The sequence below is a fragment of the Vibrio ezurae NBRC 102218 genome (genome assembly GCF_000467185.1).
Taxonomy (GTDB): domain Bacteria; phylum Pseudomonadota; class Gammaproteobacteria; order Enterobacterales; family Vibrionaceae; genus Vibrio; species Vibrio ezurae.
In genome coordinates this window covers 79,660-93,020 of the sequence record NZ_BATM01000020.1, presented here as the reverse complement: position 1 = coordinate 93,020, position 13,361 = coordinate 79,660, and the positions used below count along the sequence as shown (strand labels likewise).

The following is a 13,361-nucleotide window of genomic DNA, read 5'->3' as shown; positions in this document are numbered from 1 at the left end:
TGATGGCATGATCGGAGTCTTGGCACGCATCTGAGCACTGTGTATTCCACATCGACTGCTCAATGTGTTAAGACTCTATCTTTAATAAAGGAACCTCTGTGGCTGCTCAATCTTACATCAAAAAAAATATCTCTATTGCTTGGCCACTAGCACTTAATGCCCTTCTGATGCAGTCAATGCTGATGATAGACACCTTTTTGGTCTCCCCTCTAGGTGAAGTTTCTTTAGCGGCTATGGGCATAGCGAGTACCATCGTTGCCTTTATTATTGGCATTCAAATGGCCTTAGCCAATGGGACTCAATTGGTGTTAAGTCGCGCCGTTGGTTCTGGTAATAAGTCGTCTCTCGCCAAAGGCTTCTGGGCGGGAATGAGCATCAACTTTTCTGTCGCCATTCTATTTCTTGTTTTATTGCAATTATTTAATCACCCTTTAATTAATGCACTGACCAATGACTCTTCTCTGTACCATGAAGTTAATCAATATTTATCGGTTTCACAGTATCTAGTATTATTTAATGCGATTACCCAAGTGGTTATTTCTCTATTTAATAGTCTTGGTAGAACGAAAACACCTTTTAAAGGTTATCTTATTGAAATGCCTCTAAATGCCGTTATTTCCTATTTTCTAATTAATGGTTTTAGTGGCTTTGAAGGGATGGGATTAAAGGGCGCAGCAACCGGTAGTTTGATCGCCATTATGGTGCGAATGGCCTACCTCTTGTTATGCATTCGTTACTCAGATGATATTGAGCTACCGTTTAGAAAGCACATTGATGGCCTAGCAAGTAGCATTAAAAATCACTTTATCGAAGTCTTTCCTATTGCCGCGAATATGACGATTTTGTCTATTGGTGCCACCGTTTATCAACTGCTGTACTCGCAACTTAATATTAACGCCTACGTTGCAATAACCCTTATCATGCCTTGGCTTCGTTCAGGTACGCAGTTCATTACCGCTTGGGCTTTGTCTTCTGCTATTTCCATTAGCCAAGCGATTGGTTCCAACAAAATGGACGATTTGGTCAATAACGTCGATATCAGTATCAGGATTGCCGTAGGCATCTCTATCATCTGTGCGTTCTTCTTTGCCGCACTAAGCTTAGTGATTGCCAAAATCTATCCTGACCTTGATCCTGAGACATATATAGCTTTAGCAACCATTGCCCCCCTCTATATATTCTTACCTATTGTACGTGGCTACAATACGGTTCACGGACATGTATTGCGCGCACTTGGCAAAACGGCAGCGGTATTTAAAATAAACTTTACCGGGCAATGGATTATTTCAATTCCACTGTGCGCTCTTATTATTATGAGCTTTGGTGGATCGATTTTCTGGGCATTTGCTATTCAGCCGTTAGAAGAAATCGTTAAAGCTCTACCCTTTAGACATTTAGCACGTAAATCACTCAAAGAATTTAATGCTGAAAAAGCGAAAAAACTGATGTACGACTAACTATCGACGCCACTAAGGCACACGGTAAATCCCCAACTAAAAGCCGCTCCTACCCAGAGCGGCTTTTGGTTTTTAACGCCGCTAACGTCTGTTACCAATGGCAGTAATCAACGCGGCGCTCAAGCGGATTAAAATACACGATAGCAGCGTTAGAATTTTTGATTGTGGAATAACAACTGTGCGAAAAATTTTGCCCTGTTCTCGAGCATTTTTCCTGTGCTATTTGCTTCACTTACTCAATGTTATTGGTATAACACTCCCCGTTATAAATTACCTTGATTCATAAAAAAACGGACGTAAGCAAAGCTTACGTCCGTTTTTATTTTCAGTGCAGTAATCCTAGTGGATTAGCTCACTCTTACAGTTGAGCAAAAGAACCCGTCCAAGTGAACGCACCAACGGTGTGCTCGCCTTGCTGAGCGCTTTCTTCTAGGTTAGAGATACCGAAGTGGTATGTGTTACCTGAAGTCGTCTTAATGCACACTACCGTGCCTACTTCATTGTTTTCAGCCACTGTCACTGATTCAACCAGACCGCGAGCATTAACAGATTGCTCGAACTCTTCGTTGAAGTAACCGTGAGTTTCAAGAACAGAAGCAAATACATGATCTTTACCAGATTGGCGGTGGATCATTGCAGGTTCGCTACGTAGGTTGAAGTCAGGATCATTCGCGCCTAGACGCGCAAAGATCACTTCACTGTCTGCAGTAGCACTAGTCACTAGCGAGTAGTAGCTGTTGTTGACCAACCAGCTCACAAGAGAACTGCCTTCTACTTTACCTGAACCTAGGTTCCAAAGGTGTTGGTAACCATCAGAATCGCCTACTGGTTTCAGTGTAGATTCAGTTTGGTATTCAAAATCAGTACGGATGATTTGACCTGTGTAGTGTACAGGTAGGTCATATTGATGCTCTTGCTCAGATTGAATACGGTACACATCAATAACCAATGGTTTTTCAAATTCAGGTAGATCAGCAAGTAGAATGCTACGTTGCATGTCCGTACCTTCATAGTAACCAGAAATACGACCAGACATACCTTGTAGCTTGTCGTTTTCAACGTTAAAGAAGTGTTTTGCACCAAACTTAGACTCAGCCAACGCTGTGTTGAAGTTGTTTTGTGTTTTCTGATCAACCGTCACTGTGTTGTGGGCAACAGTTTGCTTACAGTAAGACTTGTTTTCAGGGATGTAACGACCGCCAAACTTAGGCTCAACGTTAACCCAACGGCCGTAACCGTAATCGTGAAGCACTTCAAGACCGCGGTTGAATACACTTAGGTGTAAACCATCGTAGTGACCGTGATCCAGCGCTGAGTGATATTGGTGATCAGAACCGTGCTGACCAAACCAAATAAGCGCCATTGTATCGTCATCTTGCTCATCACGATGACGTAAAATGCCTAGACCGCCTTTGTCGCCTTTAGGGCCGTCAGTAATGTACAGGCTACCCCAGTTAAATGGCTTGATTTCGTCCGCCGCTTCAACCGCATTCGACAGAGTCAAACCTGAAGTGTGTACCCAAACATTTTGTTGGTGGTTAGCCATTGCAAGTAGTGTTTCAGCTTGCTCATAACGATGGAAACAAACGCTAGTTGCCATAACCACGCCTTCATCGTTGATAGAAATCGTTTTCGATGAATCGTTACATGCTGGCAATGAACCGTCAGGGAATGCTGTTTTAAATACCGCGTAAGAAGTAGTCTTAATAACAGAGTCGTTGAACTCGTAGATACCAATTTCTGGTTGACGACGCTCAATCGCTTCCGCAAACAAGTAAATTGGACGTAGTGAGAAACGGTGGTAGTAAGGACCTTCCATGTAGTAGCCGTCTGGCGAGAACAATTGGTCAAGTTGCGCTAGGAAACCGCCGCTCACTTTATCCATTTTCAAGCCGTAAAGCGCTTTATCTACTGACGCTTGGTCGTTGATTGCGTAACCACAAATACCGACTGCCGCTACCGCCCACAAACCGTGGTTGTGTACGATGTCGAAATCGTGACCGTAAGTTACTACGAACAAGTCAATCATTTGCTTGAATAAGTCGTTTTCGATAAGCGTTTTTTGCTCATCAGATAGAGTGTGGAAAATACAAGAATACGCACAAGATGCGTACAGCATCCACATGTTTTCGTTCAGTGTTTGGTGGAAGATTTTACCCGGAGGGTTAGTATCTTTACTTACGTTGCTTTCCAGTGTTGGGTACACTTTTGCGTATGCAGTTAGCATCTCAACAATGTAATCACGGTACTTTTCTTCTTCAGTGATCAAGAACAAACGACCAGCAAGATCCATATGGATGTAGTTTTGCTTGTGACGGTTGTGCTCGTAGCCACCACCTTCACCGTGTCCTGGTACTTCAATACCCACTTGTGCCATGTAAGCATCAGTTTGCTTGATATCACGAGCCAACGCTTGACCTAGTAGGCTATCCTTACCAAGTTCTTTACGGAGTTCAACTGCTTCTTCAAAATTAAGCAGTAATGGTTGATAGCTCATTAATTAATCTCCTGAGATTGTGTTTTGACTTCCACTGAATAATATCCTGTCCAGTTGAAAGTGTGTTCATTAAATGTCATTTCGTTAACAGTAACAGCGTCTGCATCAGATTGATTCGAAACAAGCACAGTCACTACCGAATTTTTGGTGGTGATTTCAATGGCAGAGCCAATTTCGTTGTGACCAATCACTTTAATATTCGACACTTGACCACGGGCATTCACCGATTGCTCAAACTCTTCATTAAAGTAACCGTGTGTCTCTACCACAGAAGCAAACAAAGTGGACTCGCCGCGACTGCGCAGCATAAAGGCCGGCTCACTGCGCAAGTTAAAGCTAGGATCGTTAGCACCTGAGCGGGTAAAGATCACTTCACCAGTGCTGTTTGAACCATCGCTGTTTGAGCTAGTGCCAAGCCAAGTATGGTAGCTATTATCTTGCAACCAACTCACCAATGCGGTTTCGTTTGCTTCGCCCGCTGCTACTTTCCATAAGTGCTGATAACCATTATCTTCACCTAGGGTATTTAATTCTTTAAATGTTTCATACTCAAAGTTAGTACGGATAATTTGACCCGCATACTGATGAGAATAATCGTATTGATGTTCGCCCTCACCGACTAAACGGTAAAGATCTATTAATAACGGCGCTTCAAGCTCGTCTAGATTCAATAAAAAGACGCTACGTTGCATAGCAAAACCATCGTAATGATTATTAGCAAATGCGCTCATCCCTTTGATATTTTTATCATTTACTTCAAAGAAATGCGGTAAACCATGTACAGAATCAGCACGTTCAACATCAAAATAGTTCTGACAGGTTTCATCAATCGTTACACTATTGTGTGCAACCGTTTGACGAGCGTAGGACGGATTCTCTGGTAAATAACGGCCGCCAAACTTAGGTTCAACGTTCACCCAACGAGCAAAACCGTATTCGCGCAGCACTTCATGACCGCGGTTAAACAGAGTAATCCCCAAAGTATCAAAGTGACCGTGGCCCATACCGTGCATGCCGTAGTTCATCACCAATTGTGATACGTCACCGCTTTTGTCTTGCATGCGCACAAAACCTTGCGCGCCTTGCTCGCCTTCTGGACCTTCGTTAAGTTCCATACTTGGCCAATACGGCAAACCGATTTCACGCTCAGCAGAGGCTTTTTCATACGCGCGAGACACTTCAAGACCGCATGGATGCATCCATACGCTGTCTTGGATCTTCGCCATACCTAAAATATTGTCATCCAATGCGTAGTGCGCGCCATAAATGCTCACTGCCACTTTTACGCCGGCATCAGCAATACTCATGCTTTGCGAAGCATCGTTCATGGCCGGGAAAACGCCGTTCGGGTATGCGGTCGCTAGCAATGCTTGTACCGTATTGCCCACCACGCCGTTTTTATAATTGTAAATATCCACTTCTGGCATATGGCGATGAATAATCTCAGCCAATAGCACTAGAGGACGAATGGTGAATCGTGAGTAATAAGGCCCTTCTAGGTAGTAACCAGAAGGTGCAAATAGGTTCGACACTTGATCTAAGAACCCACTTTGCTGTTCACGATCTTTACCGTATACCGCCATTTCTAAATATTCTGGTCGGCCAATCGCTACCGCACAGGCACCCACTGCTGCCACAGCCCACACGCCGTGGTTATGAATGTGATCAAAACGGTGTGCGTATTTTTCAGTACTCATCTCAATCATAGGGATAAAGATGCGATCAATGATTCGTTGGCGTTGCGCTTCGGTCATCTCAGAGGCAACACAAGAGTAAGCGATACTGGTGAAAAGTAGCCAGCCGTGCTCATTTAGGATCTGGTGGAATAGACGACCGGTTGGGTTGGTGTTCTTTTGCACCTGAAAGCCCAACTCTAAGTACTTGTCCGCGTAATCCTCTAGTAGAGCAATCACAAAATCAGCGTAACGCTGCTCTTGAGTCACGAGGAAAAGACGACCCGCTAGGTTCATATAGGTATAGTTGTCTTTATGGCGGTTATGTTCATAACTTCCGCCATCACCGTGACCTGGAACGTCTAACGGCAAACTCATGAAGGATTCCAGAGCGGTTACATTTTCTTCAATCGCTTTCCCCATTAAAGTAGGGCGTCCGACTTCTTTGCGAAGTTGCTCAATTTCTTCCGCGTTCAATAGTATAGGTTGTGTCGTCATTTTGCAGTGATTCCTCAGCTGGCGAGAATTATTATAAACACGATAAAGTAATACAATATTAACTATAATCCTATGCGACGGTCAAAAAAGGATGAAAGCGGTCACACAAAGATACAGTTATAGAACTTATTTTTCCTATTATTAATTTGACATAGAGTCAAGCTAAAGTTTAACGTAACAAACGGTCACACACTTGACCTAGGTCACACAACTATAAACTTATTGTATGACAATTGAAAATAATCCATTATTATACGGTCAGTTAAAGTTAATTTTATAGTTTGTAAAAACTCAAACCTATTAAGGAACATACCATGAATCCATTTTTCATTTCTAACGACCAACCTTGGGAAGATTTAGGCGATGGTCTAAGCCGTCAAATCGTTGGTTACACTGACGAGCTAATGGGCGTTCGTGTACGTTTTGAAAAAGGCGCAATCGGCCATCCTCACGCGCATGAAATTCATGACCAAATCGGTTACGTGATTTCTGGTAGCTTTGAAGCTGAAATTGAAGGCCAAAAGAAAATCCTAGTTGCGGGTGATGCATACATCGCTCCTAAGCACTTTGTTCACGGAGCTGTTGCTCTTGAAGAAGGCAGTGAACTACTAGACCTATTCTCTCCAGCACGTGAAGATTTCCTTAAGTAATCTTTAAAAGCACATTTAAGCTTAGGTAAGCATATGAAACCATTAAATATTGCGATCATCGGCGAGTGCATGGTAGAACTTCAGCAAAAAGGTGAACTTCTAAAACAGGCATTTGGTGGTGATACACTAAACACTGCTCTGTATCTGTCTCGTTTGACTCACAAGCACGGTATCAAAACTAGCTATGTAACAGCATTGGGCCAAGACCCATTCAGTGCTCACATGCTAGAAAGCTGGGAGTCTGAGAACATCGATACAAGCCTTATTGCTCGTCTATCAAACAAGCAACCAGGTCTTTACTACATCGAAACAGACAACACTGGCGAGCGTAGCTTCCACTACTGGCGTAGCGATGCTGCCGCGAAGTTTATGTTTGATCAAGCAGAGTCAGCTTCTCTAGTTGACACTCTAAGTGGCTATGATGCTGTTTACCTAAGTGGTATCACACTAGCTATCTTGACTGAAAACGGTCGCAACGAACTATTCAAATTCCTTGAGAATTTTGAAGGTAAAGTATTCTTCGATAATAACTACCGTCCTAAACTATGGGCTAGCCAAGAAGAAGCTCAGAAGTGGTACTTGAAGATGCTAAGCTTCACTGATACTGCTCTTCTAACTTTCGATGATGAGCAAGACCTATACGGTGACGAGAACGTAGAGCAGTGTATCGAACGTACGACTAACGCTGGCGTTAAAGAACTTGTTATCAAGCGTGGCGGTAAAGAGTGTTTAGTTGTTGAAGGTGAAAACGCAAACTACGTGTCTGCGAACCAAATCGATAACATCGTTGATACTACAGCAGCGGGTGACTCTTTCAGTGCAGGCTTCCTAGCCAAACGCCTATGTGGCGGTACAGCCCTTGAATCAGCGGCAAGTGGTCACGCGGTAGCAGGTACTGTTATTCAATATGCTGGCGCTATTATCCCAGCAGACGCGATGCCTGAACTGTCTTTATAAATTGTCCTGCTCACGCAGACTCACACATTATTTGATGAGAAATAACATGACAACTTTGAACGAAAAACTAGCAAGTCTTAAAGTGATCCCAGTAATTGCAATCAACAAAGTTGAAGATGCAATTCCACTAGGTCGCGCACTTGTTGAAAACGGAATGCCTTGTGCAGAAGTGACGCTACGTACTGAATGTGCAATCGAAGCTATCCGCGTTATGCGTAAAGAATTCCCAGACATGCTAATCGGTTCTGGTACTGTTCTGACTAACGAGCAAGTAGACGCATCTATCGATGCTGGTGTTGACTTCATCGTAAGCCCTGGCTTCAACCCTCGTACAGTTCAATACTGTATCGACAAAGGTGTTGCAATCGTACCTGGCGTAAACAGCCCTAGCCTAGTTGAACAAGCAATGGAAATGGGTCTTCGTACTCTTAAATTCTTCCCTGCTGCACCATCAGGCGGCGTACCAATGCTAAAAGCACTAACTGCAGTTTACCCAGTAAACTTCATGCCTACTGGCGGTGTTAGCCTTGCAAACGTTGACGAATACCTAGATATCCCTGCTGTTCTTGCATGTGGCGGTACTTGGATGGTTCCAACTAAGCTAATGGACGAAGGCAAGTGGGACGAGCTAGGTGCTCTAGTTCGTGACGCAGTCGCTCACGTTAGCTAATTTAGTATTCAATACCCTATTAAAGCGAGCCTTGAGCTCGCTTTTTTTTATCCTTAGAACTTTGCCATCACCCAACATTAAACAATCAATCAGCGAACGAAAACAGCCTTATTGTCCAACGCCCCTTCTCTCAGCCATACCTGCCAAAACAAGCCGTCCACACACACCATAGCGGTAAGAGCTAGTTAGAATTTAACAGCAGAAGCGAATTTAACGAACAGTAACGATTCGACACAAATGTCAATCCATCTCTTTATTGATAAATCGTTGCTTACTGTTACATTTCCCCCCTTGACTCTAATCGCTTATAAAAACATCAAGACATATTTAACTGTCATAGCTTGAAAAATTTAAGCTACGCTATTAAACATTAAATTATCCTTATACTCTTATGAAAATATTACATCTTGTAATACTAAAGCAAATGCACAAGGGGTGGATAATTAACCAAAAAAAGAATATTTTTTATTTTTTTTCAACCTAAGTTATTGTTTTTAAAAGATAAATTAAGCAACCTTAATTTGAGTTCAAAAGTGTGACTTAGATCACGTTAAGTGTATATTGTAGTACAATTAAGTTAGGAAAGACGCTAAGCTTGAACACAGTTAATCTAAGACCTTAAGGCTGAAATAAATGACTATTGATACTTTTGTTGTGATCGCCTACTTCTTCTTCCTATTGGCCATTGGCTGGATGTTCAGAAAATTTACGACATCCACCAGTGACTACTTTAGGGGTGGCGGTAAGATGTTGTGGTGGATGGTTGGTGCAACTGCTTTTATGACGCAGTTCTCCGCATGGACATTCACAGGTGCTGCTGGACGTGCATTCTCCGACGGTTTCGTCGTAGTAATTCTCTTCCTAGCTAACGCATTTGGCTATTTCATGAACTACATCTATTTTGCACCGAAGTTCCGTCAACTTCGCGTTGTAACAGCTATCGAAGCAATTCGTCAGCGTTTCGGCAAAACTTCAGAGCAGTTCTTCACATGGGCAGGTATGCCTGACAGCATGATTTCAGCCGGTGTTTGGTTGAATGGTCTTGCTATCTTTGTTGCTGCTGTATTCCATATCCCTATGGAAGCGACCATTGTGGTTACTGGCCTAGTACTAATGCTAATGGCTGTAACAGGTGGTTCTTGGGCGGTTGTTGCTTCAGATTTCATGCAAATGCTTGTCATCATGGCTGTAACAATTACTTGTGCTATCGCTGCATACTTCCACGGTGGTGGTATTACTAATATCGTTCATAACTTCAAGGGCGATTTCATGCTAGGTAACAACCTTAACTACGTGAGCATCTTCATCCTTTGGATTGTGTTCATCTTTGTTAAGCAGTTTGGTGTAATGAACAACAGCATCAACGCGTACCGTTACCTTTGTGCTAAAGACAGTGACAACGCACGTAAAGCGGCAGGCCTAGCTTGTATCCTTATGATCGTTGGTCCTCTAATTTGGTTCTTACCTCCTTGGTACATGGCTGCTTTCCAACCTGATTTCGCTGCACAATATGCGGATATGGGTAGCAAAGCCGGTGATGCTGCATACTTAGCATTCGTTGAAAACGTAATGCCTGCTGGTATGGTTGGTCTACTGATGTCTGCAATGTTCGCAGCCACTATGTCTTCTATGGACTCAGGCCTAAACCGTAACGCTGGTATCTTCATCATGAACTTCTACAGCCCTATTCTACGTCCACATGCGTCGCAGAAAGAGCTAGTAGCAGTAAGTAAAGCAACCACTGTTATTCTTGGTTTGATCATCATCGCGATTGGTCTATTTATCAACTCATTGAAACACCTAAGCTTGTTCGACATTGTATTGAACATCGGTGCATTAATTGGTTTCCCAATGCTAATCCCTATCCTACTAGGTATGTGGATTCGCAAGACTCCAGACTGGGCTGCTTGGACGACTCTAATTGTGGGTGGTATTGTTTCTTACGTATTTGGTATCGCTCTAACAGCACATGATGTAGAACACATCATGGGCCTAGACCAAGCGCTAACTACTCGTGAGTGGGCTGACCTTAAAGTAGGTCTAAGCTTAGCTGCACACGTAATCTTTACCGGTGGCTTCTTCATGCTAACTACATTGGCATACAAAGGCTTGACACCTGAACGTGAAAAAGAAGTTGATCAGCTATTCACTAACTGGAACACCCCTGTTGTTGCAGAAGGTGAAGCTCAACAAGACCTTGATACTAAACAACGTTCAATGCTTGGTAACCTAATCTGCGTAGCTGGTTTCGGTGTACTAGCAATGGCACTTATTCCGAACGAACCAACAGGACGTCTATTGTTCCTAGTATGTGGTTCAATCGTATTGTGTGTTGGTATCCTGCTTGTTAACGCTTCGAAAAAAGGCGCAAGAATCGCTTAATCGCAACCTTTGATTAAGTACAAATAATGAAGCCCTAGTGAATCCACTAGGGCTTTTTTTATCCAATACTCACCTTCCCTCTCGCTCAGCTACTCGTTACCTTTATCAACAAACCCTTTATCGAAAAATAATTCCCTAAAAACCAATCCCTTAAAATCAACGCCTCAAAAAACAATATGAGCCTCTCTGTGCTCTCTCACCCTACTGCTTATGTGAACTCACTAGTGAATGCGCTCATCATCCGCATAAAAAGAAGGGATGCTCATCAAAAAGGCATTGCACCATAATTCACCTCACCGCCGCACCAACACGGCGCACCAAGTTAGTGCTCAACCAGTATTTACGCACCAAAATAATGCAATGGTGATTTATCTCGACCTAATACCAAGAAAATACACACTCCTTTTAGCATCTGTTTTTTGTGCTAATACGACGATAAAAACAGCAACCTCAAGCTTTTAACCCCTATTTTTAATAAAAATCCTATTATTACGACAGTAATTATCAAAACTGGAACGCTTTTTGCATTAATAGAAATTAGATATTAGACACTCATCTGGATACAAATTATGGACAACATTAGTCAGGCTATTGGTGCCGTTGCGCAGAGCGCAGATACTTTATTCATCCTTCTTGGTGCCATTATGGTTCTCGCAATGCATGCAGGCTTTGCGTTCTTAGAAGTGGGTACGGTCCGTCACAAGAACCAAGTCAACGCCTTGGTAAAAATCATGGCTGACTTTGCATTAGCAACCGTGGCCTATTTTACTATTGGCTATCAGATTGCCTATGGACAAAACTTCTTTATCAGCGCCGATACGCTGGTACAAAGCCACGGTTACGAACTGGTTAAGTTCTTTTTCCTATTGACCTTTGCAGCCGCAATTCCTGCGATTGTTTCTGGTGGTATCGCAGAGCGAAGCAAGTTCACACCTTTCTTATTTTCATCTGCGCTTATTGTCGCGTTTGTTTACCCATTTTTTGAAGGCGTCATTTGGAACGGCAACTTTGGCTTCCAAGCGTGGTTAGAGACCCAATTTGGTGCACAGTTCCATGATTTTGCCGGTTCTGTTGTGGTGCATGGTATGGGTGGTTGGTTAGCTCTGGTTGCCATTTATTTGCTAGGAACCCGTCGTGGCCGTAAACCGGGCGTTGCCTTTGCTCCTTCAAACATTCCATTTCTTGCACTAGGTGCTTGGGTGCTCACTGTAGGTTGGTTTGGTTTTAATGTTATGTCAGCTCAAACCCTAGACGGTATCAATGGTCTGGTTGCAGTAAACAGTTTGATGGCGATGGTTGGCGGTACGCTTGTGGCATTGGTTGTAGGTAAAAATGACCCTGGCTTTATCCACAATGGTCCATTAGCGGGCTTGGTTGCGGTATGTGCCGGCTCTGACATCATGCATCCTGTAGGCGCATTTGTGGTTGGTGGTATTGCAGGGGCGCTGTTTGTATGGGTATTTACTAAATTGCAACGCAGTACAAAAATTGATGATGTATTGGGTGTATGGCCTTTACACGGTTTGTGTGGCGTATGGGGCGCAATTGCGGCTGGTATCTTTGGCGCACCAATGCTGGGTGGCCTAGGCGGTGTGAGCTTAACCTCGCAAATCATTGGTACAATCGCAGGCGTTATTGTCGCGGTCGTCGGTGGCTTTATTGTATACGGCATTATCAACAAACTGTTTGGTTTACGTTTAAGCCAAGAAGATGAGTTTATCGGTGCTGACCTCGCTATCCATAAAATTGGTTCAACGAGCGCGGATAAATAATACCAATCACACTTCTCTAATATGACAACAACCTGTCACTTAAATAAGTGCAGGTTGTTTTTATTTGTGCTGAGACTCAAGGTAGCCGCGACGTTTTCTCAATCCGACGAGAATACTCTGGGCATAATGTCGCACATTGCGTTACTTTTAGTTACCATACGCTTTTATTTCACGCCAGTGCATCATGACCGATAAAACCCCCACTCAATCAAGTTCAACCGATAAAGAGCATCTGCGCCAAGAACTTCTACAGCTATTGCATGAACAACGCTCGGTTGCACTAAAGGCTGCTGATAGCGCGCACGGCGACGCTACACACGAACAAAGTGTCGCGGAAACCCAATACGATACAGTGGCTATTGAAGCGGCTTACTTGGCTCATGGACAATCTCAGCGTGTGGCCGATTTTGATGCAATGATCAATCAGCTCAACACTCTTATCGTGCGTGACTTTACCGATACCGACGAGATCGCACTCGGTGCTATCGTTACACTCGACAATGCTATGACCTGTTGGCTGCTTCCTGTCTGTGGTGGGTTTAAGATCAACAATGGTAAATTGATCGTCATCACCCCGCATTCCCCTTTAGGACAAATGATCACTGGCGCTGAAGTTGAAGATACGCTAGCCAATGGCCGAACAATCACAGGCGTTTGTTAGATACGAAAACCGACACGGTAAGACTTAGCACTAAGTTACAGGGTAACCTAGTGCTTTTGTTTTTAATCTCACGTGAAAGAAGGTAACAAACCCATCGCTATCGGTATAAATAGCGATGGGTATTAAACACGATAGCGTTTAAAA

Annotated in this window: 9 protein-coding genes; 7 read left to right on the top strand and 2 right to left on the bottom strand. The window is 43.4% G+C overall.

Features of this window, described 5'->3' with window-relative positions; all coding sequences use genetic code 11:
- Window positions 1-98: 98 nt before the first annotated feature.
- The gene (locus tag VEZ01S_RS07885; RefSeq protein ID WP_021713493.1) at window positions 99-1,457 is read left to right on the top strand and encodes an MATE family efflux transporter; all 1,359 of its coding nucleotides are present in this window, start codon (window positions 99-101) and stop codon (window positions 1,455-1,457) included.
- A 358-nt stretch (window positions 1,458-1,815) separates the two neighbouring features.
- Here VEZ01S_RS07885 and VEZ01S_RS07880 read toward each other — a convergent pair whose 3' ends face one another.
- Both VEZ01S_RS07880 and VEZ01S_RS07875 read right to left on the bottom strand, forming a co-directional pair.
- The gene (locus VEZ01S_RS07880) at window positions 1,816-3,954 is read right to left on the bottom strand and encodes a heparinase II/III domain-containing protein (RefSeq protein ID WP_021713492.1); all 2,139 of its coding nucleotides are present in this window, start codon (window positions 3,952-3,954) and stop codon (window positions 1,816-1,818) included.
- Window positions 3,954-6,125 carry a heparinase II/III domain-containing protein gene (locus VEZ01S_RS07875; protein ID WP_021713491.1) on the bottom strand — a complete coding sequence of 724 codons (2,172 nt, stop codon included), beginning with the start codon at window positions 6,123-6,125 and terminating at the stop codon, window positions 3,954-3,956. The genes VEZ01S_RS07880 and VEZ01S_RS07875 overlap by 1 nt, the downstream gene beginning before the upstream one ends.
- 314 nt (window positions 6,126-6,439) lie before the next feature.
- Here VEZ01S_RS07875 and VEZ01S_RS07870 point away from each other — a divergent pair, with 314 nt between their 5' ends.
- From VEZ01S_RS07870 to VEZ01S_RS07845, 6 genes are all read left to right on the top strand, one after another.
- Window positions 6,440-6,775 carry a cupin domain-containing protein gene (locus VEZ01S_RS07870; protein ID WP_021713490.1) on the top strand — a complete coding sequence of 112 codons (336 nt, stop codon included), beginning with the start codon at window positions 6,440-6,442 and terminating at the stop codon, window positions 6,773-6,775.
- A gap of 33 nt (window positions 6,776-6,808) precedes the next feature.
- On the top strand, window positions 6,809-7,732 hold the full coding sequence (gene kdgK / locus VEZ01S_RS07865) for a 2-dehydro-3-deoxygluconokinase (RefSeq protein WP_021713489.1): 924 nt from the start codon (window positions 6,809-6,811) through the stop codon (window positions 7,730-7,732).
- 46 nt (window positions 7,733-7,778) lie between these two features.
- Window positions 7,779-8,402 carry a bifunctional 4-hydroxy-2-oxoglutarate aldolase/2-dehydro-3-deoxy-phosphogluconate aldolase gene (locus VEZ01S_RS07860; RefSeq protein ID WP_021713488.1) on the top strand — a complete coding sequence of 208 codons (624 nt, stop codon included), beginning with the start codon at window positions 7,779-7,781 and terminating at the stop codon, window positions 8,400-8,402.
- A gap of 633 nt (window positions 8,403-9,035) precedes the next feature.
- The gene (locus VEZ01S_RS07855; RefSeq protein WP_021713487.1) at window positions 9,036-10,784 is read left to right on the top strand and encodes a sodium:solute symporter family transporter; all 1,749 of its coding nucleotides are present in this window, start codon (window positions 9,036-9,038) and stop codon (window positions 10,782-10,784) included.
- Window positions 10,785-11,353: 569 nt separating this feature from the next.
- A complete protein-coding gene (locus tag VEZ01S_RS07850; protein ID WP_021713486.1) occupies window positions 11,354-12,556 on the top strand; it encodes an ammonium transporter in 1,203 nt (400 codons plus the stop codon).
- 184 nt (window positions 12,557-12,740) lie between these two features.
- On the top strand, window positions 12,741-13,217 hold the full coding sequence (locus tag VEZ01S_RS07845; protein ID WP_021713485.1) for a hypothetical protein: 477 nt from the start codon (window positions 12,741-12,743) through the stop codon (window positions 13,215-13,217).
- Window positions 13,218-13,361: the final 144 nt, after the last annotated feature.

Bases quoted from the DNA above. Each gene is read 5' to 3' on its own strand.
- VEZ01S_RS07880 (WP_021713492.1), bottom strand. From the start codon at position 3,954: ATGAGCTATCAACCATTACTGCTTAATTTTGAAGAAGCAGTTGAACTC.
- VEZ01S_RS07875 (WP_021713491.1), bottom strand. From the start codon at position 6,125: ATGACGACACAACCTATACTATTGAACGCGGAAGAAATTGAGCAACTT.
- VEZ01S_RS07870 (WP_021713490.1), top strand. From the start codon at position 6,440: ATGAATCCATTTTTCATTTCTAACGACCAACCTTGGGAAGATTTAGGC.
- kdgK (WP_021713489.1), top strand. From the start codon at position 6,809: ATGAAACCATTAAATATTGCGATCATCGGCGAGTGCATGGTAGAACTT.
- VEZ01S_RS07860 (WP_021713488.1), top strand. From the start codon at position 7,779: ATGACAACTTTGAACGAAAAACTAGCAAGTCTTAAAGTGATCCCAGTA.
- VEZ01S_RS07855 (WP_021713487.1), top strand. From the start codon at position 9,036: ATGACTATTGATACTTTTGTTGTGATCGCCTACTTCTTCTTCCTATTG.
- VEZ01S_RS07850 (WP_021713486.1), top strand. From the start codon at position 11,354: ATGGACAACATTAGTCAGGCTATTGGTGCCGTTGCGCAGAGCGCAGAT.
- VEZ01S_RS07845 (WP_021713485.1), top strand. From the start codon at position 12,741: ATGACCGATAAAACCCCCACTCAATCAAGTTCAACCGATAAAGAGCAT.